The organism is Myxococcus xanthus (genome assembly GCF_006402735.1).
Taxonomy (GTDB): domain Bacteria; phylum Myxococcota; class Myxococcia; order Myxococcales; family Myxococcaceae; genus Myxococcus; species Myxococcus xanthus_A.
In genome coordinates this window covers 2,087,208-2,112,092 of the sequence record NZ_CP017174.1, presented here as the reverse complement: position 1 = coordinate 2,112,092, position 24,885 = coordinate 2,087,208, and the positions used below count along the sequence as shown (strand labels likewise).

18 protein-coding genes and 2 pseudogenes are annotated in these 24,885 nt (G+C 66.2%); 10 read left to right on the top strand and 10 right to left on the bottom strand.

Features of this window, described 5'->3' with window-relative positions:
• Position 1: 1 nt before the first annotated feature.
• Entirely contained in the window at positions 2–247 is a 246-nt protein-coding gene (locus tag BHS09_RS38830) for a hypothetical protein (RefSeq protein ID WP_174259149.1), read from the bottom strand.
• Here BHS09_RS38830 and BHS09_RS08885 point away from each other — a divergent pair.
• The 3 genes and pseudogenes from BHS09_RS08885 to istB all read left to right on the top strand — a co-directional run.
• Positions 246–1,324, top strand: a pseudogene (locus tag BHS09_RS08885) (head morphogenesis protein). The gene BHS09_RS38830 and the pseudogene BHS09_RS08885 sit on opposite strands and share 2 nt — an antisense overlap.
• A 110-nt stretch (positions 1,325–1,434) precedes the next feature.
• The gene (locus tag BHS09_RS08880) at positions 1,435–1,938 is read left to right on the top strand and encodes a hypothetical protein (protein WP_140788947.1); all 504 of its coding nucleotides are present in this window, start codon (positions 1,435–1,437) and stop codon (positions 1,936–1,938) included.
• 378 nt (positions 1,939–2,316) lie between these two features.
• Positions 2,317–3,009: pseudogene (gene istB, locus BHS09_RS08870) on the top strand (IS21-like element helper ATPase IstB); the annotation flags it as partial.
• A gap of 195 nt (positions 3,010–3,204) precedes the next feature.
• Here istB and BHS09_RS38995 read toward each other — a convergent pair.
• On the bottom strand, positions 3,205–8,019 hold the full coding sequence (locus tag BHS09_RS38995) for a hypothetical protein (RefSeq protein ID WP_201800551.1): 4,815 nt from the start codon (positions 8,017–8,019) through the stop codon (positions 3,205–3,207).
• A gap of 425 nt (positions 8,020–8,444) precedes the next feature.
• Between BHS09_RS38995 and BHS09_RS08860 the strand changes: the two genes are divergently transcribed.
• From BHS09_RS08860 to BHS09_RS08845, 4 genes are all read left to right on the top strand, one after another.
• Entirely contained in the window at positions 8,445–11,549 is a 3,105-nt protein-coding gene (locus BHS09_RS08860; RefSeq protein ID WP_174259226.1) for a protein kinase domain-containing protein, read from the top strand.
• Between the two features lie 133 nt (positions 11,550–11,682).
• Entirely contained in the window at positions 11,683–12,483 is an 801-nt protein-coding gene (locus BHS09_RS08855) for an RNA polymerase subunit sigma-70 (RefSeq protein WP_237078155.1), read from the top strand.
• Positions 12,484–12,562: 79 nt separating this feature from the next.
• The gene (locus BHS09_RS08850) at positions 12,563–13,390 is read left to right on the top strand and encodes a M57 family metalloprotease (RefSeq protein WP_140797667.1); all 828 of its coding nucleotides are present in this window, start codon (positions 12,563–12,565) and stop codon (positions 13,388–13,390) included.
• A 154-nt stretch (positions 13,391–13,544) separates the two neighbouring features.
• A complete protein-coding gene (locus BHS09_RS08845; RefSeq protein WP_237078154.1) occupies positions 13,545–13,787 on the top strand; it encodes a hypothetical protein in 243 nt (80 codons plus the stop codon).
• Between the two features lie 258 nt (positions 13,788–14,045).
• On the opposite strand, the gene BHS09_RS38825 is transcribed toward BHS09_RS08845, so the two are convergent.
• The 4 genes from BHS09_RS38825 to BHS09_RS08825 all read right to left on the bottom strand — a co-directional run bounded on the left by BHS09_RS38825 (position 14,046) and on the right by BHS09_RS08825 (position 16,631).
• A complete protein-coding gene (locus tag BHS09_RS38825) occupies positions 14,046–14,420 on the bottom strand; it encodes a hypothetical protein (RefSeq protein ID WP_174260513.1) in 375 nt (124 codons plus the stop codon).
• Positions 14,421–14,572: 152 nt separating this feature from the next.
• Positions 14,573–15,649 (bottom strand): alpha/beta hydrolase family protein, encoded by a 1,077-nt coding sequence (locus BHS09_RS08835; protein WP_237080249.1) that lies wholly within the window; start codon positions 15,647–15,649, stop codon positions 14,573–14,575.
• Positions 15,650–15,663: 14 nt separating this feature from the next.
• Positions 15,664–16,347, bottom strand: coding sequence for an SdpI family protein (locus tag BHS09_RS08830; RefSeq protein WP_140788938.1), 684 nt, complete (start codon positions 16,345–16,347; stop codon positions 15,664–15,666).
• Positions 16,344–16,631 (bottom strand): autorepressor SdpR family transcription factor, encoded by a 288-nt coding sequence (locus BHS09_RS08825; RefSeq protein WP_020479202.1) that lies wholly within the window; start codon positions 16,629–16,631, stop codon positions 16,344–16,346. The genes BHS09_RS08830 and BHS09_RS08825 overlap by 4 nt, the downstream gene beginning before the upstream one ends.
• Positions 16,632–16,666: 35 nt before the next feature.
• On the opposite strand from BHS09_RS08825, the gene BHS09_RS08820 reads away from it, so the two are divergent.
• Entirely contained in the window at positions 16,667–17,203 is a 537-nt protein-coding gene (locus tag BHS09_RS08820) for a hypothetical protein (protein WP_140788937.1), read from the top strand.
• Positions 17,200–17,463: a hypothetical protein gene (locus BHS09_RS08815; protein WP_140788936.1), complete on the top strand. Its 264-nt coding sequence runs from the start codon at positions 17,200–17,202 to the stop codon at positions 17,461–17,463. The genes BHS09_RS08820 and BHS09_RS08815 overlap by 4 nt, the downstream gene beginning before the upstream one ends.
• 273 nt (positions 17,464–17,736) lie before the next feature.
• Here BHS09_RS08815 and BHS09_RS08810 read toward each other — a convergent pair whose 3' ends face one another.
• The 3 genes from BHS09_RS08810 to BHS09_RS08800 form a co-directional block, all read right to left on the bottom strand.
• Complete coding sequence (locus BHS09_RS08810) at positions 17,737–18,084, bottom strand: hypothetical protein (RefSeq protein ID WP_140797666.1); 348 nt, start codon at positions 18,082–18,084, stop codon at positions 17,737–17,739.
• A 264-nt stretch (positions 18,085–18,348) separates the two neighbouring features.
• A complete protein-coding gene (locus tag BHS09_RS08805) occupies positions 18,349–19,377 on the bottom strand; it encodes a hypothetical protein (RefSeq protein WP_140797665.1) in 1,029 nt (342 codons plus the stop codon).
• Positions 19,378–19,849: 472 nt separating this feature from the next.
• Positions 19,850–20,827, bottom strand: a complete 978-nt coding sequence (locus tag BHS09_RS08800) for a pyridoxal-phosphate dependent enzyme (RefSeq protein ID WP_237080248.1) — start codon at positions 20,825–20,827, stop codon at positions 19,850–19,852.
• A gap of 88 nt (positions 20,828–20,915) precedes the next feature.
• Here BHS09_RS08800 and BHS09_RS08795 point away from each other — a divergent pair, with 88 nt between their 5' ends.
• Complete coding sequence (locus BHS09_RS08795; protein ID WP_140797664.1) at positions 20,916–21,815, top strand: LysR family transcriptional regulator; 900 nt, start codon at positions 20,916–20,918, stop codon at positions 21,813–21,815.
• Positions 21,816–21,901: 86 nt separating this feature from the next.
• On the opposite strand, the gene BHS09_RS08790 is transcribed toward BHS09_RS08795, so the two are convergent.
• On the bottom strand, positions 21,902–24,820 hold the full coding sequence (locus tag BHS09_RS08790; RefSeq protein WP_161605136.1) for an FG-GAP-like repeat-containing protein: 2,919 nt from the start codon (positions 24,818–24,820) through the stop codon (positions 21,902–21,904).
• Positions 24,821–24,885 lie beyond the last annotated feature (65 nt).

Genomic DNA, 24,885 nt, shown 5'->3' with positions numbered 1-24,885 from the left:
TTCAGCGAGCGTGGGTGCTCCAGGCCCAGGCCGACGCCGAGCGCGGTGTCCTGGAGTGCCGCATGTGCCGCAGGCGTAGCCCCTTGGAGGAGACGACGACGCTGTGGAGCAACGGCCTGCTCGTCTTCGCGCTGTGTGACAGGTGCGCGGCCAGCCACGACGTCGTCTTCTCCCTCACCCCGGCTGGCGTCGAGGTGCGCGCCAGGCGCCGCAGCCCCGTGGAGTTGGTGACGCAGGAAGCCCCCATGTGCACGGCCCCCGCTGACGGCCTGCTCCTCTTGCACGAAGCGCGCGAATTTGCGGACGCCCTGCTGGGCGACGTCCTCCAGTTGCCGGTGGCGAAGGGCCTGGACGTCGGCACCGCTGCGGGCATGGAGCGCGCCGTGGCCCTGCTTGCGGCTCGACTACGCCGCGCCGTCGGGCGCGCGGACGTGGACGCCATGCGGGAGGCGGTGGCCGTCCTCGACGTGGATTGGAGGACGACGACGGTCGCCCAGCGCAGGCGCCTCGTCGCCCAGGCCCTGGAGGCTGCGGGCCGGCAGACAGCCGTCATCCCTTCTCGCCCCCAGGCCCCCTCGGCGACGCGGCCGAGGAGGTGGTGGCGTCCACCCGCAGCCACGCCCGGCGCGAGCAGGGCGTCGCCCTCGCCGCCCGCTTCAACGCCGTCGACAGGCGCGTTCCCCAACACATCGTCCGCACCCAAGGCAACTTCGTTCGGAACGAGTACGGGCGCCGGCTGGACGCCTTCGGCGAGGAGGCCCGGCGTCTCGTGGCCGAGGGTCTGCAGGCCGGCCTCGGGAGAAGCGACATCGCCGCGTCCTTGGAGAGGGCCGCGCGCGGCGCGCTCATCGGGCGCGCGCCCTTCTATTGGGAAACGGTGGCGGCCAGCTTCATCGGCCAGGGGCGCTCCTTCACCCAGGTGAGCAGCTACGCCGAAGCCGGCATCCGCCACTACCGCATCGAGGCTGTGCTGGATGAAGCCACCACCCAGGTGTGCCGCTTCCTCCACGGCAAGACGTTCGCCGTGGCAGATGCCCTCCAGCGCTTCGAGCGCCTGGAGTCCCTCGGCCGTCCAGAGGATGTGAAGCAGGAGATGCCTTGGGTGCGGGAGCGTCTCGACGCGGACACCGGGCGCGCCCTCCTCTACGTCAACCGAGGAGGCCAGGAGACACGCCTGACCGAGGTGCTCCGCTCCGCCTCCGGCACCCGCGACGACGTTGGCGAGTTCCGCTCGCTCGCTTCGGACAGTCAGATTGCGGAGGTGGGCGTGGGCTTCCCGCCGTACCACGGCCTCTGCCGCACCACGACGCTCGCAATCGTGTAGCAATATCCCTTGGCTTTCGAGCGAAATTCACTCCCTCTATTTCAAATATCACGTTCGTTGGCTTAGCCTGTCCGACCGAGTGCGAGGCTATGCTCGACCTGGGAGGACATATGAAGCGAGTCATGTGGGAAGTGATGCTGGGAGGAAGCTGCGCGCTACTCGTGGCCTGTAGTGCGGAGGAGGTCACCGAACAAGGTACGGGCATGACCACGTACGCTATCCAGGTGTCCATCCCCTTAGAAACGGACCCCTGCGGCGTCGTGACGGCGACGGCGTCTGTGCAGGGGCCGGTTCGCGACATCGGCCCCGTATCTCTCGAGGTGATGAACGACGCCATTCATGGGGCAATCATGGATGTCCCCGTGGGGTTGCAGCATCAGGTGTTCGTGAAGGCATATAACAGCAGCGGCCTGGCGGTGTACTCGGGGGTCTCGACCGTGGACGTCAACCAGGGAGGGGGAGGTATGGGAAGTGCGAACATCTTCATTTACAGCAGCCTCGAGAATTGCCCGGCTGGGGGCACGGAGGGCATCCGTATCCACGGCAGACTGGAGTCGGTCACCATCGATGCGGTCGGCAGCGCTGCGATGCTGGCCCCCCATCTCATCCGCTAAACCCAGGTTCTGTGCCACACCGGACTGTTGAGACACCAAGCCGGTCATGATCAAGCCGCCTGCTTCTGCATCAGCTCACGATGCTTCTGGCCTCTGAGCGAAGTACTGTCATCACGCCCACGCGCGAGGCGCGTGGGACCGGCAGCCAGTGCGCGAGCAGCGCCACGCCGAGCAGGAGGAGCGCCACCGCAGCGAAGACAAACGGGGCCGTGGTGCATACGCGAGCCCCCAGCTGAGCCCCCTGTGTCAGGGAAGGAGTCGCCTCGGCTGACGTGCCGAGCTGACAACGCCTTGGGTGCGAGAGCAGGCAGGACGCAGTGTCGTACACGGATGCATTCAAGGCGCAGATGGTGAAGCGGATGGTGGGCCCAGGCCGTCGAGGCCCGCATCCTCCAGGCGAAAACCGAGAAGCTCGCTCCGCTCGACTTCCTCTCCGCCCTCGTCAACGACGAGTTGACTCGCAGAAGCGACAGCTTCATCCAACGCCGCCTCAAGCAGGGCGCCTTCCGCGACGCGGGCAAGACGCTCGACGGCTTCGACTTCAACAAGAAGATGAATCGCCGCCTCGTCTTCGAGCTGGCCACCGGCGGCTTCGTGGAGCGGCGCGAGGACGCACTCTTCCTCGGCCCTCCAGGCACCGGCAAGAGTCACATCGCCCAGGCCCTCGGCCGCGCCGTCATCCAGTCCCAGGGCCATCGCGTCCTCTACCGCGAGGCGCACCACCTGCTCGAGGAGCTCGCCGAAGCAAGCCTCGAAGGCACCCGACGCCAGAAGCTCGATGCGCTCACCGGCGCGCCTCTGCTCGTCATCGATGACCTCGGCATGCGCAAGCTGCCGGCCACCGCCGCCGAGGACCTGCTCGAGCTCATCATGCGCCGCTACGAGAAGGCCTCCACCCTCATCACCTCCAACCGGCCAGTGGAGGACTGGGGGAAGCTCCTGGGCGACAACGCCGCCGTGGCCGCCATGCTCGACCGTCTGCTGCACCATGCCCACGTCGTCCAATTCGGTCCCCGCAGCTGGCGCACCAAGGGGGCCAGGGAGTTGCGGACCTCCGAGTCCGCGGGGTAGGAGTCCTCCTGTCTCGGTCCTCTCCCTTTGGCCGGTTTTGAAGGGACCCTCTTCGGCCGGTTTTCACGTGACCATTGAGGCGTGGAGGAACGCCGAGTACCACTGAGCGCGGTGCTCGAAGGTGATAGCCTGTGGGAGGAGGTCGCGGCGACGAAGGGATGAACCTCCGCCTCCGATGGTTGGAAAGCTCCTGGCTCATTCGTAGTCATGATTCAGAGACGGCCGCGCTTCGAAGAACTCCTTGAAGAACTTGTCGAGCAGGCCGAATCGTTCCGGCATCAGGACGCGCAGTTCCTCTGTGTACTTTGAATTGTTACGAACTTGGTCATAGAGCATGACCGCCTCGCTGAAGTCCTCCTGCATCGCCTTCTCGATGCTTTCACTCTTTTTTCTTATTGGGTAGTGGGAAGGACTCATGGCGTCGTTACCCATCGCCCGTATCCAGTCATTCCAGTCCACTTTTCTCGGCCAAGCTCGCTTGGAAACCGTGTGTGCCAGCTCGTGAACCATGGTGCCATCAATGTGATTCTGGAGCTGTTTTTCGTCCTTCGGCCAATCTGGAGTGGGATGGACTGTGACGATTCCCTTGTCATCGGCAGCCATGAACGTCACTCGATTCGGATCAGCACCTTTCAGTGCATCCGACTTATGTGGCTTCCTCTCTATGTGGACTTCCCTCAAGGAGTAACGAGCCCATGCCGGCAACGCAGCAATCGCCTTGGCAACCTGCTCGACACTGGGAAGCCCCATTCCCTCTAGCAATTCTTTAGGCTCATGATGCATCATCACCCGAATCGGCTTTCCGTCGACGCGAACCTCGTACTTTGTCGGGATATGATCTTTGTGCTCAAAGCCCACGTCCAGATTTCTCGGAGTCACATCTATACGCCGCTTATCGTAAGGTCCATCCGCTGTGGGGACGTATTGGGGCATGCCCGACACGAGCTCGCCGGCACGCGGAACAGATTGCAGGAACAGCGCGGCTCGCTCCTCCTCATTATTAATTTCACTCAACTCCAGCAGACCTTCATCAATTCTCTCAAACAACACCTGACGAATAGGCTGTGAAAGCTGCGGATTCGTCCCCCCCACGACGTGGAGGAGGGCCTCCTGCTTCTCCATACCCAACTCATCGAACACAGCGCTATCGAGCAAGGATTTCAAGCGCTGGCGGTCCTCCGAATTGGTTAGTTTGCCCCAAGCGGTGTTCACCGCCCGCTGAACAGCGTCAGGAAGCGGCTCTCCCTTCACAGTCGTGGGAGGCACATGGTCGTCCCGTTCAGCGACGATGCCATTGCCCTTGGCCAGCGAATCCACCTGTGCCGCGTGGTCGCGGAGTTGGGACTCCACGCTCGCAATGCGATTCTCCAGGTCCTTACGCTGCGCCTCCGTCGCGGGCGTGGCGCTGTTCGTAGCCCCCTTGATGGTCTGGTCGAGTTGCGTCTGGGTGGCCTCTAGGCTCTTGAGGATGTTGGAGAGCTTCTGCACCTCCAGCCGTGACTCGAATCCCTGGCTGCCGTAGCCTGGCATGCCGGTGATAACCTGCCTCACCTTGTCGAGGAGCTGGCGCACCTTACCGACGGCCCCCTCGTATCGCTGGAGGACATGGGCCGTCTCCATGTGTGCCTGGATGTCCTCAGGCGTCGCGTCCGGCCCCGCCTCAATGCGGACCTTCCCGCCGTCGTAGCGCACATGCGTGGTGCGTCCGGGAAGCTCGGGGTTCCTCACGACCGGCACGGAACGACGTCCGGATGTGGGGCTCGTCCCGCCCTGCTCCTCCGTAAGGACAGGACGACTCTCGGCGCTGGGCCGCGGGGTGCCTGGCTTCTCGGGCTGACCAGCACGCGAGGCCCCCCCATCCTGGCGCGGCACTGTCATGAACTGCCCCGTCGCGGGATTCACCCGGTACTGGGGGGGCGGCTCCCGGTTCGTCGTCGTGTTTCCAGGTGACGGAGCGGGCGGCTCCGCCCCATCTGTCGAGCCGGGCTGCCCATTTCCTTCCGCCGAGGTTTTTCCAGGCGTCTTCGAGGACGGCCCGGTTCCGCCTGTCGCTTCATTGCCCGTCGAGCGATTGGGGCCTCCTGTCGCGTCATTGCCTCCCGACGGCCCGTCGCTGCCCCCACGCCGCTTCCCGCTGCCAAGACTGACGGTGGTGCTTCCATTCCCGCCACCACCACCCTCCGCCGTCACGTCGCGGTGCCGCGCATTGAGCTCGAAGTCCACCACCACCAGCTTCGCCCCCAATCCGACTTCGCGGTCCTTGAAGGTCCCCTTGGTGACCTTCGCGTCCTTCTTCAGGTCGTCGAAGGCGTTCTCGAACTTGCCGGCCTTCAACTTGTCCGTCACCGACTGCACTTCCTTGTCGGACAGCCCACTCACCTCCGCCGTGAAGTACTGGCCCTGGTCGCCTGTATCCACCGAGCCTTCCACAGTGATGCTCGTCTCCGAGGGCCCCGCGAGCGCATCACTCTTGGCGCCCGTCAGGAACGACAGCACGTCCTTGCCGCCCAGCTTGCTCGCATCCAGTGGTGTCTTCGTCTCGATGCTCACCGAGCCGCTGACCTCTCCGCCCACGTTGAGGTCCGCCTTGCCCTTGAGCCCCGTGGCCACTCCCGCAGCGCCCGTGCCCTCGAACTCCACCGTCTTCACCAGGTGCGTCGGCTTTCCCTTGTCGAACTCCACGCGCAGGCCCCCCGTCGCCCCCAAGCTGGCTGACAGATCGACATTTCCCGTACCAGCCTTGAACTTGACTCCTCCCTCCACCTCACCGCTGACGTTCACCTCCAATGCGGTCAGGTGGTCTCTGAGGAACGCGTGGTCCTCGCTCCCTGGAGTCAGCGCCGAGGGCCCCTTGCCCAGGGTGAGGGCCGCCTTCGCGGCGTCCTCCGGTGTGTTGAACTTCCACTCCATGCGGCCACCGGCTCCCACCGACGCCGAGCCCAGCAGGCCCACGCCCACGTCCGCCGTCACCTCCGCCGACAACTGGTACTTGCCATCCTCGGTCCGCTCGATGGCGGCCTCACCCGAGATTCCCCCCTTCAGCCCCACCTTGACGTCCAGGTTGCCGCTCAGCGACACCGAGTCCCCGGCACTGTTGAGCTTCTTGATTTCGTCCGTCAGCGCCTCTTCCAGCGGCGCCGTCACGAAGTCGGAGGCGGCATCCGCGACGTCGCCGGCCGTGTCCGCCAGGGCCTTCAGCTCGTCGGCAACGAACCCCTTCGCGTCCTCGTACCAGGGGAGTTGGCGCTCCTTGTCGAGTTGCCGGGGCTGCTGGCCCGGAACCACCTTGCCGTCAGCGCCCACGTCGAAGTCGACGTGGTCATACCGCCACCGATTGTCGCTGGCTTCGTGGAGGCTCTTCACCTCGGTGGGCTGATGACGCATCCGACGCTGCCCGTTCGCATCCACCGTGCCCGAGGACTGGGACACCGTCTGCGTTCGGCTGGCATGGCCCTCTCCGAATCGAGAACCATCCGGGTCATACCCCGTCACCGTGGTGCGTTGGTTCACAACCCCAGGCGTCCTGGAGGAGACGGCCGGCAGCGCATCCGTAGAATCGGCGCTCGCCGGCCCGCGCGTCACCTCCTGCTGGCTGCGCACCACCTGCACGCCGTTGCCATTCTTGTCCGACTTCAACGCCTGCGTGGCCACTGACTCCGTCTTCCGCCTGGCGACGGCAGGCTCGCCCTTCGCGTTGAAGCGGGTTTCCTCCGTTATCGTGAGGCTCGACTCGCCCGGCTTGAGCGAGGCAGGAGGGTTGTTCGTCCTGTAGTGGTCCTCCCCCTTGGAAGCACTCTGGAACGCGGCGCCCTGACCCGCCTCGAAGGCGCTCACATCTCCCGCCCTGAAGCCCGGCGTCTGCACCTGCGTCGTCTTCACCTGCTTCGTCGGCAGGCCCTGGGCGTTGAACTGCGTCTCCGTCTTCACCGTCGCCGGCCCCTGCGGCACACCCTTCTGACTCGCGAGCGCCGCCGGGGGCATCTCCATTCGCGCCTCTTCGGTGCGCGACAGCGGCCTCGGCGGAGAGCGCGTGGTGTCGTACGTCATCGTGGACGTCGTCGTGGTGGACCCGGTTTCCGCCTGCTGCTCCGTCTGGCTCTTGCGCGACTCCAGCCCCGTGGGCTGTCCCTCCGCATCAGAGGACTTTGTCCACGTCGTCTCGCGCGTGCCGCCTGACTTCGTCGACTCCTTCGACGTCACTGTGGACGTGTAACTGCCGTCCGGCTTGATGGTGACGCTGCTGCCGCTCGCCGCGTCGGAGAGCAGTGTCTCGCCCGTGGTGGCGTTCTTCCTCACCTGGTACCGGGTGCCGGAGGACGGGTCGGTGTACGTCTGCCCATCGTCTACATTGAAGGCGACCTTCGCGTCCTTGGCATCCACCGCGTCAAGCCGCGGCGGAGGCGACTCGCCCTTCTCGGGCTTCCGCGCGACTTCCCGCGGCGGAGGGGGCGCGAAGCCTAGGAGCTTCTCCAGGTCCGCCTTGCGATTCGTACCCTCGAAGGCCGAGTCGAGTTCATTCTTCGTCGGCTTGACCTTGTCGATGTCCGCCTGACTGAAAGGTGGCTTCTTGCATTCCTGGGCGGCCAGCGCGTTCGCCTTGCGCATGGACTCCTCGGCGCTCTTCGCGGCAAGGGCTGCCTTTTCCTCGGCCTCCTGAAGCTTCTTGTCCGCAATCGTTGACCGCTCGGAGGCCTCCGTGCGGTTCTTCTCCGCGGTGTCGGAGGACTCCTTGGACTTCTTCATCTCCGAGGGTGTCTGCCCTGGCTCCCGCGCGGCCTTGCGCGCGGCCTTGGCGGCAGTGTCCGCGTCGACCTTCTGTTGTCGCGCGGTATCCGAAGCACGCCGGGCCTGCGGCACGGCTTTCCGGGCATTCTCCGCCGCCTTGATCTTGCCTTTGGCGGCGAGCTCCGCTGCCGCCGCCTTCTGTCGGTCCGCCTCCGCTTTGCGCCGCTCCTCAGCGGGGTCTACTTTCGGAACTCCAGAACCACTCGCGGGTGCGACAGTGCCCATGGAACATCCCCCTCTTGACTAGAATTCACAGCCCAGCATCGGAATGGACAAACTTCATTCGAGTGACGGCAAGGCGCCGAGCATGGGACAGGCCCGCAGCGCCGCCCATCCTCCGCAGAAGGCCTTGGCCACGGTCTTGAGGGTCATTTGCCGCACACGGCGGACCGCGCAGCCACAAGACAGGCGTTCGCCCGCGCAGGACCAACGGAGCGTTGAGAGCTCCTCTTGGAAGTCAACAACTGACTGAGACTCATCTGCGCTCCGTGTGCCAATCAACACAGGACTGCCCATGCAATCGTAGAGAAAGAGGGAATGGGCCAACCTCCGTCCCAAAAATCTCCCCTGCGGCATGCCCGCACGCGCAATCGAGTTCCCCTCCCTCTGCTATCTTTGGAGAACCGGAACGCGTTGCGGAGTCCTCCCCCATGCAGTCTTGTCCCCAAGAAGCGACGCTGACTGACTTTCTCGCGGGGCTGCTTTCCGAGGAGCACCGGACCCACGTCCTGGCACATGTGGAGAGCTGTGCGGACTGTCGGTGGGTCCTGGCCGCGGGAGAGGGCTCTCGGGCTCTATCCAGTGCTCCGACAGTCCCCCTGGAGGCGCCATTCCAGCCCTTGCTGCCTGGCACGCGGGTCGCCCGGTACGTGGTGCGAGAGCGCATCGGCTCCGGAGCGATGGGCGTCGTCTACGCGGCGGATGACCCGGAGCTGGGCCGCCGGGTGGCCCTCAAGATGCTTCGCCCCGAAGGACGCCAACGAGATGAACTGCAGCAGCGGCTGCTGCGTGAGGCCCAGGCGCTCGCCCGGCTCGCGCACCCAAATGTCGTCACCCTCTATGACGTGGGCACCCATGGAGACGCGGTCTTCCTGGCCATGGAACTCGTCGAGGGAATCACCCTCGCGGAGTGGATGCAGGAGCCTCGTCCCTGGAAGGAGGTGCTCCGGGTCTTTCTCGAAGCTGGCAAGGGCCTCGCCGCCGCTCACGCCGCGGGCCTCGTGCACCGCGACTTCAAGCCCGCCAACACCCTCCTGGGCAAACAAGGCCGCGTCTTCGTGACGGACTTCGGCATCGCCGGACAGCTCCATCAGGAGGAGGGCGCTCCGCTCCGCGAGGACGACAAGGCTCCAGTCGCTTCCTTGAGGAGCCTGACCCGGACGGGCCAGCTCATGGGCACTCCCGCCTACCTCGCGCCGGAGTTGGTGCAAGGCCAGCGCGCGGATGCCCGCTCCGACGAGTTCAGCTTCTGCGTGGCGCTCTACGAGGCCCTGTTCGGCGCGCGCCCCTTCCAGGGCGAGACGCTGAAGGAGCTGGTCCATGCCGCACAGCAAGGGAGGCTGAGCCCCCCGAAACGCGAGGTGAAAGCCCCGCCCCGGGTTCGACGCGCGGTCCTCCGGGGGCTCAACGCCAGGCCCGAGGAGCGCTTCCCCTCCATGCAATCCCTGCTGGCGGCCCTCGCTCCACCGCCGCACCGAAGGATTCTCACGTGGGTGGCGGCGATGGCGACAGGCCTGCTGGGGATCCTCGCGACCTATGGGGTGACACAGAGGCGCGAGGCGCGCTGCGAGCAGGAGGTGGAGAAGCTGGCGGCGGCCTGGAGCCCCGCGCGGCGCGAGCGCGTGCATGCGGCCTTCATCGCCACCGGCACGCCCTACGCCATTCCGGCCTGGGAGCGGCTCTCGGTGACGGTGGACGCCTACGCCGCCCAGTGGCGCTCGCTGCGGACCGAGTCCTGCCTGGCCGCAGGTCGTGACACCTCGGACCACACCGCTTGGCAGACGGCAGCGTGCCTCGACACGCGACTCTGGCAGCTTGCCGCCACCACCGAGGTGCTGGAGAAGGCGGACGCGCTGACGGTGCAGAACGCGCACCAGCTGACGGCCTCCCTCGAAGGGCTCGTCGGATGCCGAGACACGCCTGGGCTCTCCAGTCGCCCTCAGCCGCCCGACGACCTCCGCCCCCGGGTGGACGCGGCGCGGCACACGCTGGCGCAGGCCCGGGCCCACAGCGTGGCCCGCCGCTATCCCGAGAGCCTCGCGGTGACATCGGCCCTCCTCGATGAAATCAAGGGGCTCGACTACAAGCCGCTGACGGCGGAGGTGCTCCTCGTCCACGGCACGAACCATGGGGAGAACGACAAACCAAGGGAGGCGGAGGATTTCCTCTACCAGGCCCTATGGGCCGCCGAGGCCGGACGTGATGACGAGACTGTGGCGCGCGCGTGGCTGGAGCTCATCTGGGTGGTGGGCGAATCGTTGTCCCGCCCCACAGATGCGGAAAAGCTCGTCCGGCATGCCCAGGCCTCTGTCGAGCGGCTGGGGCACGAGCGCTTCCCGGACATCACGACGGAGTTGCACCTCCGCCTGGCTTCGCTGCGGTTTCAGCAAGGCAAGCTCGCCGAGGCGGAGCAGGCGGCACTCCAGGGCCTGGAGTTCTCACGCAGGAGGAATGGCCCGGACAGCCTCCGCACGGCCAACCTCCTCCATCAGCTCGGAAGAATCCGCATGACCCAGCGCCGCAACAAGGAGGCGCTGGAGTTCCACCTCCAGGCTCTGGAGATGAACAAGCACGTGCTGGGCACCGACAACCCGGGCCTCATTGTTTCCTATGACAGAGTCGCCACGGCCTACCAAAGGATGGGCCGGTACGCAGAGGCCGTCGACCTCTGGCGCAAAGCACTGGCCCTCCAGAAGACGGCTCCCGTCCCGGAAAACACCGTACTCGCGAGCATGCTCTTGAACCTCGCCGTGGTCACGCGCGCCGAAGGCCGACTGGAGGAGGCGCGGCCCCTGCTTGAGCAGGCGCGCAGCATCTTCGAGGAGGCCCGAGGACCCGACCACTTCACTGTCGTCCAGGTGCTCGTGGAGCAGGCGATGCTGCACGGCGACGAAGGCCAGCACGACAAGGCAATCATTGACACCACTGAGGCGCTGAAGCGTATCCAGCGTTCGATGGGCTCGGACACACCGCGCGCCACCCTGCCCCTGATGATTCGGGGATATGCGCACCTGCAGTCGGGCCACCATCCCGAGGCACGGAGAGATCTGCTAGCCGCGTTGAAGCGGATGGAGAAATCGCAAGGCTCGGGGGGGGCGGGCACGCTGTCCGTGCTTCTGCCCCTGGCCGAGGTGGCCCTGGCAAGCAAGGCTCCGAAGGAGGCGCTCGAATACTGCGAGCGTGCGCGGAGGCTCACTGAGACGGTCCAGAGCCAGGAGTCCGCAGACGGTGCCAACGCCCTAACCTGTGTCGGAGAAGCACATCTGGCGCTGGGCGCAGCGGACAAGGCCGTACCCCTGCTCGAACGTGCCTGGCGCACACTCACCCAACTGGGCCACCCCGGAGACCCGTTAATCGCAGGCAAGACCGCCTTCATGCTGGCCCGGGCGCTTCAGGAAACTCGCTCCTCCCCGGACCGGGCGCGTGCGCTCGCGATGGCCGAGGAAGCCCGAACGCGGCTGGAGTCCGTGGGAGTCCGGGGTCGGCCGGGGCTTCTCCAGGTGCTGGCCTGGCAGCGACGTGAGGCGAAACGATGAGCGCTGAACGGCAGACAGGGTCCCTGGCGACGCTGTTGCGGGAGCAACTGCCACGGTAGCGGCGCGCGGAGCTGGAGGCCGTGGAGAGGCTCGAAGCACTGCGGCACCAACACGTCGAGGCGGCCCGGACCGCGTGGCCACGCTTTCGCTCCCGGTCGAGGACTTCGTGGGGAACCTGGCCCAGCACCTGCCCGCGGGCAAGGTCTCGGAGGTGATGCGCATCCTCCAGGGTGCGGACCTGTACCTCGCGTGCGCCTGCGCCACTGAGGAGCCCTCGGCCCTCCGGGCCTTCGAGCAACACGTTCTTCGGCACATCCCCGCCCGGCTCGGGCGGTTGCCGCCGAACATGCTGGAGGAAGTGCTGCAGGTGCTGCGCGAGCGGCTGCTGGTGGCCAGCGGGAACACGCCACCGAGGATTGCGAGCGATAGGGGGCGAGGGCCTCTGCTCTCTTGGGTGGGCATTGTCGCCGCGCGCTTCTCCGGGGAGTTGGTGAACCGGGACGAGCGACTTCAGCTCGTCACGGAGCCTCCCGAGGAACTCGCGCGACTGTTGGCCCCGAGCGACCCCGAGTACGCACTGATGCGCGAAGACGCACGCCAGTTCCTTGTCGAGCCCCTCCGAAAAGCCATGGCGGTGCTCCCCGAACAGGAGCGGCCCCTGTTGCGCTTGCACCATTTCCATGGGCTCACGATGGACCGGCTGAGACTCATGTATGGCGGCTCGCGCCCCGGCTGCAGCAGGAGCGACGCCTTGAGTGAAGTTGCCCCGGTTCCGCAGAGTGCTCCGGGCTATCGCCATCAAGCAGCACCACGCAAATCAGAAGCACATCAGCTTCAACTCTCTTTACGAAAGTCGACACACAGCCAAAGACGAGGCCTCCTGCAGGTCCCTCTTGGAATCGCTGCCCTCCAGCCCTCACTCAAGATGAGGTAGACTCCGCTAGGGCTTGGGGTGCCCTGACTGCATCCCGGGCCATTGAATCCCAAGCGCAAGCGATTACAAGGAACTACCGATGACCACAAGGGCGACCTTATTCACACTGGCCTGTAGTGCGTGGATGTTCGGATGCAGCGGTGGGCTCGAAGCTGAAGGCGACACGCAGGAGACTATCGACAACCTCATCGACGCTGGATTCCCAGCCAGCGACATCATGGTGGCCGAGGGAGTCGTCTATGTCGGGCGTGACATGGAGGTAAGCCTCCAAGCATCGCGGGAGATGCTCCAAAGGGGCAGCAGCAGCCAAGAGCAATATCGCACCACCAACTTGATATCCTCCAACTTGCGGTGGATCAAAATCAGGCCGTCGTCTTCGGTACTGTCCTACTCAAGGCTCAACCGAGGACTGGACGAAGCAATAGCAAACTTCAATGAGTTATCCCTCCGATTCAAGTTCATTCGCGAGCCTGTCAACCCGTGCGTCGATTGCCCTCAGTGCTGTCCTCCGAGCAGCATGGCAACCATCGATTTCGTGATCATTCCCGCCACTGGTGGCGGCGCCGGCGCTGGGGGGACGCCTTCGGGTGGCCTACCATTTCCACGATTCGGGGTCACAGCCAGCCTTGCAAACGAGTCCCAAGACGCAATTGAACACGTAATCACCCACGAGCTTGGCCACGTAATCGGGCTTCGTCACTCCGACTATTACAATCGAAGCATCAGCTGTGGCGGCAGTGCGGTCAATGAAGGCTCCGCGAGCGTGGGCGCCATCCTCATCCCAGGGACGCCAAGTTCAGCCACGGCGGGTGGGTCACTCATGAACTCCTGCATCCCGTCGGGGACGACTGGCGAATTCACCTCCAGCGACATTACGGCACTAACCTACCTGTACGGGCAGGAGTGATGACACGACAGGAATAGAATCCTGCAATTCGTGAAGACCGCTCGCCGCATCACCGTGCCCAAAGGTGCCACCAAAATCCCGATTGACGACTACCTCCTCGGCATCGAGGAGGTTCCACGCACTTCGGCCGCGCCCCCCAACACCATGGTTCGCCATGGGCGGCGCTGACTCCCGCCAGGAACTGCACGCCAGCTTCGCCCTGGAGGGCCTCCAGGCCCGGCACGCACATGCCCTGGGCGCTGCGCGTGAGACGACACCCGCCGAGCGCGGCGAGGTGGACGCGGAGGTGGTGAGTAGCGACGACGAGGACCTCGACACAGCCTCTCCCGGGAGCCCCAAGGGTGACGGTCTCGTGGCTCCGCCTACGGACGTCACGCCCCCCGCCGACCCTGATTGAGACCGCCCTCCGGTAAGTGAACGCGGGCACCATCGCGTTCAGTTTCGCCGTTCACCTTCACCGCGCCAGGCCGTGCCTGGTCACTTTCACCGTCGAGCTCCGGCCTGGCGCGCGGAAGCACACGCCTGTCGCAGCAGACTCCGCAGAATCGTGGGGTTAAGGCGACCAGTCACCAGGCACTCGAGCACCGCGGTACGAGTCCGGGCCAGAACTCGCGGCCGGAAGCACACTCTGCCCAGCGGCCGGACTCGCGCGCGTTCACTTCCTGGCCCACCTGCCCTCCTCTCCACGCTGCACGCCGCTGACCGCCACCACAGGGCCGAGGACACCCTGTTGCGCAGCTTCGAGGGCGTCCCCTTCGCCGAGCAGGAGGCCCACCTGCGGCGCCTCCTCTCCGTCGACCGCAGCGGCATCGGAATGAATCTCGCCCGCGACTTCCCGCAAGTAGTGGCGGAGAGCTTCACCAACGAAGCCAAGGAGCGCTAGGCCACCGACTTCAAGATTCGCCTCCAGCGCCGCGACGTCACCCTGCCACGAGAGCGCGAACTCGTCGGGCAGATTCACTCCATCAAGCGCCGCGTACTGCCCTCCGGGAAAGTGTCCTTCGACGCCGAGCGCACCCACCGCGGGCACGCGGACAAGTTCTGGGCCGTGGCCCTGGCCTGCCAGCGTGAGCGCATGCCGGAGCGCCGGGGTAGCGGCGAGATGTCCTTCGACAGGGCAGCCCGCCGTCGAGAGTCCTCCGCTTCAGCACCGGGCCCCGACCACCGCGGAGGGGCTACGAGTCACTCGCGCGCGGAGAGGAGGAAGGAACAAAGCCTCTCAACGACTCGCGCGTCCACGTGGCCGGGAATCATGTACTCCGCGGGCCCTGATCTTCCCTCCCCATGGATGAACATGTGATTGCTGCCGGGAATCCTCACCACGTCGACGCAGTCGACCTGGGCAAGCCCACGCCGCCATGTCGCCAAATCCTCCTCGGTGCTCTGGTAATCCCGCTCTCCTTGCATGATGAGGATGGGGCGCTGGAGCTTCCGAGCCATCCCGACGCCGTCGCGCGAGTCCAGGTCATTCCAGTACGACAGCGGCAAGCCAAGGAAGCTCCCGGAACTGGCCGTCCTGGCCTTCAATGGCTCGGCAGCCTTCTCGACCTCGGCGATTCGCTCTGCCGGCGCGCCCAGGTACCGCAACTGCGCGGGAATCAGCTCCCACATGGGACGCCCCGGTGGCGCCAGCAGAACCGCGCCCGCGACCGGCGCCGAGCGGAGGGCAATCTCCGGCGCCAGGAGGGCCCCCAGGCTGTGCCCCACTACAAAGACCCGCGCGGCATCCACCTCCGGTCGCGCCTTGAGCACGCCCATGGCCGAGACCGCATCCACCACGACCTCATCATCAATGGAGATGCCACTCGCGAACGGCTCCTTGTACTGGAAGGTGCGCTTGTCGTAACGCAGGACGGCGATGCCGCGCGACGAGAGCCCCTCGGCGAGGTCCTTGAATAGCGCGTTGGGCCCGAAGCGCACGTCCCGGTCATGCGGGCCGGAGCCGTGAACCAGCACGACGCCAGGGAAGGGGCCCTTCCCCACCGGCACCGTCAACGTGCCCTTCAGCAGGAAGGGCTCCTGCCCCACGGTGACCTCCTCACCCCGGAACGCCGCGCCGTTCACATACGGAGGACGGCCATCGGGCGTCACCGAGGCGCCAGCAACCGCCTCGGACCGTGGGGCCGTGGCCTCCACGTGGATGGGCTCCGGCCCACCGCGCCCGGGAGAACTCGCGCAGGCCGCGCCAGTGATCGCGACAGCACCCAGGCATGCACCAAGAGTCAGCTTCTTCAACGTGCCACGGATATCGTGAAACATAGCCCCCCCTTCCTTCAGGCAGACCGACGAGAGTCCACACCGTCTGTCGGTCCGCGATTGCCCCCCTCGATGCGACGATAGAGGACGTACGAATAGACGATGGGGGTCACCGTCGCGACAGCGACAGCCGCGAGCACGGGGACCGGACCGCCACCGAGGAGCCCCGAGACGAAGACAATGACTCCCGCGAGGACAAAGAGCCGTCCTCCCAGGCGATGCGTGCGCAGCCAGACCTCATCGCTCGCGAGCGTCCAGGGCGTCCGGATTCCACAGAAGAAATTCTTGGTGAACTTCCCCATGTAGTTGCCCAGGACCACGAGGACCAGGCCCGTGGCCGCGGGAACCACACGAGCCATCGGCACGGGCACTCCAATGCCCGCGAGCAAGACCAGGGCGTTGAGCAAGAAGAGGAACGCGACCAGCACCGCCTGGATGCCCTCGAAGACGCCCTGGAACCGCGTCACGCGGAAGTGCCTGGGCGAAATCCGTGGCACGGCCACCAGCACCAGGTACACAGCAGCCATCACCAGCGGCAGGACGAAGGGCCCCCAGGGCTTGGGCGTATACCTATCCACCACCCCCGCGGCATTCCAGTGCGTGGGTATCGCCTCTGGCAATCGGCCGTAGAGCACGAAGGTCATCGCGAACGACACGATGACGAGTCCCAGACTCAACACATTGGCTCGGCTGATTCTCATGACGGCTCTCCATTCCCCTTATCGACCTTGAAGAGGTCGAGCAGGACTGCCGCTACGTCCTCGAACACGGTCGTGTTGAGGGAGTAGACGATTTGCTGTCCGCGGCGCTCACAGCGCACCAGGTCCGCCGCTTTGAGCACGTTGAAGTGATGCGATAGCGACCCCTTCGTGATGTCGAACGCCTCAGCGAGCTCTCCCGCGGACTTCGAGCCGCCCTGCAGGAGCTTGAGCACCTTGCGCCGGGTCGGGTCTGAAATGGCCTTGAAGACCTCCTGCGTTCGCATCACGACCTTTCGACAGTTTGACGACTCTCAAAATAATGGCCAGGAAAATCCTGTCAAGTGGACAGCACTCCAACGCACTGCCCCACATCAACCTCCAGCGCGCCACCCTGCCTTGGGAACGCCTGCCCGGGCAGGCGGATGAGAACAAGTCCTGGCTGGCGCTGCTCCTGTTCCGAGAGTCGGACTTCGCGAACGGCGAGGAGCGGCCCCGGGTGCGGACGCTCACGCTGCGCGAGTTGCTGGCCATGCCTGCGGCCACGGCGCGCGTCCCTTCGCTGACGCCGGAGCCCGGACAGCAGGAGTCGAACGAGGCCGTCGTCATCGACGTCCAGCGACGGCTGCTGGAGCCACTGGTGCCGACGTTGGCGGAACTGGAGTTCCTCGCCCACGCGCACGTGCGCAAGAGCACGAGCGGCGTGCCCGAGGGCGAGGCGGAGGCGACGCTCATCTCCAAACGCCTCCCGGACCCGGGCGGTCGCAACGACATGTACCTGGTGTCGCTGGAAGGCCGATATCGGAACGAGGCGTTCGACTTCATGGCGCGGGGCCGTCCGAGTGGATTCGCCTCGTGAGCCTGACGCACTGGACGTTCCACAGCGTGCCCCCGGAGCAGCGCTTTGGCGCGCTGCTGCGCGGCTTGGACTGGGAGCCGGCGCTGCTGCGATTGCCCGCCGTGGAGGGCGCGGGCCCGGCGGCCCGGTACCTGAAGCAGGGCTACGTTCCCTTCACACACCGGCTGCGTCGTGGCAGCAAGAGCGTGTCGTTTGAGAGGTGCTCCTTGGAGTGTCGGAGCTGCCCTGTGCCTACCCAAGACTCGGTCGCTGCGTCATGAGGTGCATCAAGGCCAGACTCGCCAGTGCGTCAAGGCGAGTGAGCGAGGTGCGTGGGTGTCGCATTTCGAGTGCCGGCGATGCGAAGTCCGAACCACCAAGGTCTCAGCCCGGCCTTGAGATTCGAGTACCTACCTCTCCGCCACCATGGACTCCAGGGCACGCGTCCGGGCGATGGATGCGAGCGCTTGGTCGAGCGAAGCATCAAGCGCCCGGGGCAGCCCCTGCGGCACCCAAGCACCTTGCCCTGGGCCCGCCTCAACGAGAGCCTCGCGCTACTCGAGTTCCACCAGCAGGCGCTCACCGTCCCGAAGAACGCGCACCGGTCGCTGCATCCCAGCTTGGAAGAGCGGCGCCTCCAGGGGCCGCACGAGGCGGTCTGCCGTAGCCTGGAACTCAGAGTCCTCGGAGGGGAGACGAATGGTAAGCGAGAAGCGGAGGACGTCGTTGCGCCCGTGGCTGAACTCGGTCTGCTCCCAGCCGAGGATGCGCGCCGTCCCTGCCTCCCCCTGCGCGAGCACTTTTGCGCGCCGTACGTCAGCCCCCACCGTCCACCGAAGCAGGGCCACGAGTCCGACGACGAGCATGACGGCGAGTACGCCCACGATGATGAGTCCCACCATGGCCGAACGCTACCACATGGGATTCCGGGCCTGTGCCGGGCCGAACTGGGTGCCCCGACCTCATCAACTCGACAGTCCACCCGTTAGACCTGCCGCATCCGGCATGACGCGCGTTTTGATGCGCCGTGATGTAGGGACGAAATTTTGGGTAGGCACAGGCCCATGCCGGTGAGGACAACAGCAGCATCACAGCCCACAGCACGCGAGAGGCGGGAAGGGTTATGGTCGGGTCCGTCCGGATGACGAACATCGCATACGGCAGCGCTACAGGAACTCATCCCCTCCCCCAGCCTCCGGCTCCTGTGCGGAGAGGAGAACCTTCCCGGGCCGCTGCTCCATGCGGAGGCCCAGGCCCATGGCCGTCAACTCCTCGAGCGCGGCGAGGGCCTCCATGACGGGCTGGACATCGGCAACCCGGGCAGGCACGGCGATGCGCTCGAGACGTGAGCCCACCCGTTCCAGCAGCGCGTGCGGGGGGAGTGCCTCGATGTATCGGCCATACAGATAGGCGGGCGCGCTCAGCTGGGCGACCTCGGAGGGCGAGACGATCGCGACACTCGTATCGAAGCGCGCCCTCACCTCCTCCACCGAAGTGTCCTGACGCCACAGGCCGAGCAGGGAGCGCAGGAAGTCCATCAACGGTGGCGACCGGGACGAGCCCATCTGGGCCGAGGCGACCTCCAGCGCCCGCTCCGCGCGTGCGGGGTCGGGCTCGACGAAGAACAGCGGCAGCACCTCCCCGATGCCTGGAGTGTAGAGGGGCTCGGCGAGCCGCTCCGGAGCACCCGCGAACGAGCGCAGCGTCTCGGGTTCGAGCGGCCCACCCGCGAGCCAGCGGCACCACAGCGCCTCGAGCGAGCCTGCGGCGAGCGACGCGCGGCGCAGCAGATGAGGTCGTGCCTGCTCCACGCCTCCGAACAACAAGACGGTCACCAGGTCCTCGGCGGAAGGCCCCTCGGGGAACTCGAGCGCATCCGCCCCCGTCCAGCGCGCGTACCGTTTGCGCTTCAGGTCTCGCTGGACCTCGCGTGCCACCTCGCTCCACGCAGACCAGGGCACACCGAGCGCCGCGTAGTCCGTCCGCAGGCCCTCGTCCGCAGGGGCCGAGACCTCGTTGGGGCGCTTCTTGAAGTCGGCCCGCACGCGCTTGAGTTCCTTCGCGAGCGCGGGCAACTCCTCCGCCGGACAGCCGCCGGTCAGGAGCCGGAGGTGGGCGATGGGAACGCAGTGCAACTTGAGCAGCCAGGATTTGAACGCCGACCAGGCGGGTGCGGAGAGGTATCGGAATTCCACGGTCTGTCCTCGCTCAGGCGCCAAGCCCGCTCCCCCGCGATGGGTCGTCGGGCCATGTGGACTGCTCCGCCATGATAGCTTCAGCTTGAGCCATGGAGGCCGGCCGTAGAGCAGGAAGAGCACCGGCACCTGTGCCTACCCAAAATCCGGTCGCTCCGTCGTGCGTACATCAAGTGGAGTTGCCCCCGTCAAATCGGACAGCTCAGGCTTGGGAATTAGCACTAGGGAATTCGCGCGGTGACATCATCTTCAATCCGCGATGAGGGTGGCGGCGGTTGTCGTCGTCAAACCAGATGGGTCGTTGGGCGAGGACGTGGGGAGCCGAGGGCTCATCCGTCGTGCCGCGCAAGAGTGGGCGTGGCCCGGTCCCGTGGCCCTCCCCCAGTTTGGGAGTAGCCCGGTGCCGTGGACACCCGAGATGTGATGGCTGGTATCGCGGAGCAATCTCCGTGGCGTTGCGTTCTACCCGCAGTCATCGCTCCCGGCTGCTCAATGCCTGCAGATGCTCAACCGTCGCCGTGACGCCACCACAGACGATCACCGCGATGCGTGACGCTGCGGCAAGCGCCGACGACCCCGCGTCGAGCGCGGCCAGTGCGGCCCCGCACGCGGGCTCCACCAGAATCCGGTGTTCATCGAGAAACCGCAGTGAGGCCGCCACGGCTGCCTCATCGGACACAACAATGTTATCGACCGCATGGCGCGTCGCCCACTCAACCGCCGCGTCGCAAGGCCGCTTCGCGCCGAGCGACGTGGCAAGGCTCGTAATCTCTGACAATTCGACTGGCCGCCCCTGCGCAACCGAACGCGCATAGCAGTCTGCGCCTTGGGTCTCGGCCGCGACGACCGGCACATCGCACCAGCCGTTGCGCGCCAACCCTTCAAGCACGCCGCACAGCAACCCACCACCGCCAACCGCCAGCACGACTGCGTCTGGCTTCGGTCCGGCTGCCGCCATCTCGTCGATCATCGTTGCATGGCCCTGCCACAGTACTGGGTCGTCGAATGGATGCACGAACGCGTCGTGCGAGCCGATCACGGATTGCGCAAACGTGTTCGCCTCTGCCCAAGACGCGCCGTGGACGATCAACTCGGCGCCTTCGAGACGGATCAGGTCACGCGCGCGCGCGGACGTGCTCTCCGGAACAACGACGAGCACGGGCACGCCGAGTTCGCGACCGGAATAGGCCACCGCAATGCCTGCGTTCCCGCCCGACGACGACACGAAACGACGGGCGCCTGCTGCACGCCGCGCGTCGCATACCGCACCGACGCCGCGCAGTTTGAACGAGCCGGACGGCTGCATCGCCTCGATCTTGAACAGGACGTCTTTGCCGAACCGGCGGGACGCAGCTTGCGAACGGACGTAGGGCGTCTGGATATGGAGTGGCATGTGAAGAAGTGCGACAAACGTCCGCGACGCGCGGACAGTTGTAATGACGCTGGCCAACCTAGATTGCGCCATCCATACTTCCCAATACTATTCAATGTAGTACGCTATGCTTCCTAGGTATATCGACGGAACGGACAGGCACCGCATGCGACAGGTCGAATTGCGCCATCTGCGATACTTCGTGGCGGTCGCTGAAGCCGGCAGCATGATGGCCGGCGCCCGCGCAGTCGGGATTGTGCAACCCGCGCTTTCCCGGCAGATCCGCGAGCTTGAGGAGGCGATCGGCACCCCGCTGTTGATCCGCCGCTCGACGGGCATCGCGCTCACAGCGGCCGGCGCGAGCTTCCTGCAGGACGCTACGCGCCTGCTCGCCGAGCTGCAGGGCAGCCGCGAACGTGCGCTGCGCAGCGCGGCCGGCCACCTCGGCGAGCTGCGTCTCGGCGTGCTGCCGAACTATTTCCCGTTGCCGGTGGTGTCGAACGTTCTCAAGGCCTTCCGGAACGCCTGCCCGGACGTAATGCTGTCGATCAGGCCATTGCTGTCGGCCGAGCAGGCGACTGCGATCGCACGCGGCGAGCTCGATGGCGGCATCATGGCGTGGCGGCAGGACGAGGCGCCGCATCTGTCAGGCATGCGGCTGCTGCGCGACCGGTTCGTGCTCGCGATGCTGTCCACGCCGGGCCAGCGCTTCCGCGCGCCCCGTCAACTGGCCGAACTCGCAGGCGCGCCGTTCGTCTGGTTCGACCCACTACGGTCCGCCGCGCATCACCGGTTCTTGCTCGAGCAGTGTCGGCGGGCCGGCTTCACGCCGCGCATCGCGCAGGTCGGCAGCGACATCCCGACGCTGATCGGGCTCGTCGCAGCCGGAATGGGCTACGCGTTCGTGCCGGAAAGCACTTCACCTACGTGCCCGCGCACGGTGCGGCTGGTCCCGCTTGACGAACTCGACGGCCGCTTCGACGTCGAATTTGTGTACGACGGCCAAGCGGACTCGCCAGTCGTGCAGCAATTCCTCGCGGCGCTGCGCGCGACCGCTAACGCATGAGCGGGACCGCACCAGAGGTCGCAGCTCCTTCGCCAGCGAGCGCGAGGCCCTTCTCGGACCTCGGACTCGCCTTCATGCTCACCCGCTCACTCCGTCACGTCGACCGTCGTGCTCGACTGACTCGCGCTGGAGGTCAAGGATATCGTCACCGTGTAGCGCCCCGGCAGCCAGTAGCGATGCGCCAGCGCGCCGACCTGCAAGTCACCGCAGGGCTGGACGGTCCTGGGGGGCGAGCCATCTCCGAAGTCGACCGTGCAGGCGGACTCCGCGTCTGGACCGCGGCGCACACCCGCGCCCAGGAGTCGCGCCGAGACGCCCGACTCGACCGTCACGGGCCATCCCGCATCGACGCGCGGCCCCTGTGCCTTGCCCGTCGCGTAGGAGATGGCACCCCAGCGGGAGTTACACACCCACGTGTCCGAGCAGCCGATCACGGCGACACCGAGCGCACCGGGACCACCGAACCTGCCGGCGGTGGCGCTCCCGACGGTCGCCCCGCCTCTGGGCTCTATCTCCAGACTCCAAACCGGGTCCGCCTCCAGGTGCTGGTCTCGCTCGCGGTGGAGCGTCACGCGATACCTTCCTCCCACCAAGAGAGCGCTCCTTCCGTCGCCGAGGAGATCGACACGTGCCTCGAGGAGACTGCTGACGGAGGGCCACGCGGAAGTAGCCCATGTGCGAAACGGAGTCGCCTGCATGCCGCCGGTCATGCCTTCGTAGAAGTCGATGCGCGATTCACCATCGTAGTGGGTCGTCGCGATGGCCACCTCGCCGAACGTGTCACCATCCACGTCGCCCAGCCCCGCCACCGCCGCGCCGAAATAGTCGTCGGGCGTCAGTCCGAAGGCGCTCCACGAAGGCACCTGGGCGACGCCCGTGGCGCTGCCCCGGAAGAGCAGGAGCGCGCCACTGTTGAACGACCCGACGCCATGGTAGGGGGACCCGACGATGAGGTCTCCGAAGCCGTCACCGTCCACATCCCCGACCGCGGCGACGGTTTTGCCAAAGCTGTCACTCGACCACGCGGCGGGGGCCAACTGCGTCCACGACGCCGTCGGGCCGATACCGGACGCGGTGCCGCGATAGATGTACGCCGCGCCGTCCCAGGCTCTCCCCAGCGGGTCCAGGCTCAGGTAGGGAGTGCCCAAGGCAATGTCCGCGAAGGTGTCGCCATCAAAATCGCCACTTGCGAGGCCGACAATCCACGAGCTGATCGTCAACGCGCGCGACGGCGTGGTGGTCAGTCCACTCGCGCTCCCGTTGTAGACTCGAAACCCCAGATTCTCGGCGACGACGACGTCTGCATACCCATCTCCATTGACGTCCCCCGCCGCCTCGACACGCGAGCCGAGGCGCGTTCCCTGGACACCTGAGGAGGGCGAGTCCGCCGTCGTCCCCGTGACGGTCCATGCAGGTGCCTGACTCAGTCCCGCTTCGCCGCCGAGGAAGAGCAGCACCTGGCCCTTTCCGTTCTCGTACATCTCGTCCCCGACCATCAGGTCGTCATATCCGTCATGGTTGATGTCCCCCGCATTCGCGACGACCCTGGAGCCAGCGAGGAAAGGCGCCGTGACAGGTGTGGTGAAGCCCTCGCCCGGAACATCGGCCACCGGCTTCGCAGCCGCGGTGGGAGACTCCGCGCTCTCGCCAGCGCCGGTGACCGCCGTCACGACGATGAAGTACGGCACGCCCACGGCGAGCCCCGTGAGTTCGAGGCTCTCACCCGATGCGCTCACGCGCCGTCCATCAGGGAGCGTTGCGTAGTTGTCCTTCGTGGGGGCCACGCCGCGCGCGACATAGACCTTGTACTCCGTCGCGCCAGTGACTGGACGCCAGTCCACACGCAGCCCACCTGGCGTTCCCACCGCGACGACGGACTTGACGCAGACGTCACACGTCGTCGGCGCACGTACGACCTCCGGCAGCGTGGCGGCGACGAGCGGTGGAAGCCCGGCCGCGGGGCCCGGACACGCCTGAGAGGCGAATCGTGGCGAATAGGGGATGCTGGAAGCGGTGTAGCCGATGCGCACCGTTCCGCCGGCATCGACGAACAGCGTGGTGGCGTTCTGGCCCGCCGGCAGCGAACTGTAGGGCGTGTTGACCCACGCGCCGCTCGCGTTCGTCGCATGGTTCAGGAAGGGCTCGTCACCGCTCGGCAGCGCGACCCACGCCACATGCGCATGGCCCTGTTGGTCCAACGCAATGGACGGTGCCACGCCACCCTTGAGGAAGATGTCCTCGTATCGCGTGGGGTCCGGGTTGTAGACCGTCGCATTCGCGGCCGTCGTCACCACCCACGCTCCGCTCGCGTTCGTCACGTAGCGAATGGCCGTCTCCCCATACGTGTACGCGATGTGCACATGGTTGGATGCATCGAGGGCAATCGCCGTCCTTCGGCCCCACGTCATGCTCGAGGTGGCTGACGCAGCCACTTCCTCGATGTCCCAGTTCGCGCCACGGAACCGGCCGTGCATCACCTTGCCGCCCGCGGTCCAGCTCACGTGGAGCGACCCGTCCTGCCCTGCGGCCACAGCGGGCGTCCAGTCTTCCGTGTTCTTGTCGTCGATGCGACCGACACGCCAGAGCCCGCCTTGCCTCGATGCATGATATGCGCCGCCTTGGAGCCGCCTGAACACGATGTGGACGTTGCTGGCGACGTCGACCGCGATGCGGTGCGAGCCGAACACGGAAGAGAACACCCGTTCGGCCGTCCAGTCGCCGGACGCATTCGTCGCATACCAGAGCTCCGGGGAGAGTCCGCGCGTGGCGCTCACATGCACGTGTCCCTGTAGGTCGAGCGCGAGTTGGACGTCCCCGATGCTATAGCCATCGTTCGCCAGGATTTGCTGACGGACCCATCCGCCGCTCGCGTCCGTAGCGTAGTAGTAGGCCCGCGTCTTGATGTCGTAATACGCGGCGTGCTGGACGCCGTCGGCGCCGAGCGCGAACCCCATCGCGGCGGGCGCGCCTCCGGAGTCGACCACCTCGCTCGAGAAGTAGTCCACCGGACAGGCGGCGCATGTGCCGCTCAGGCAGACATTGTGGGTACCGCAGCTCGCGCCGTCAGGCT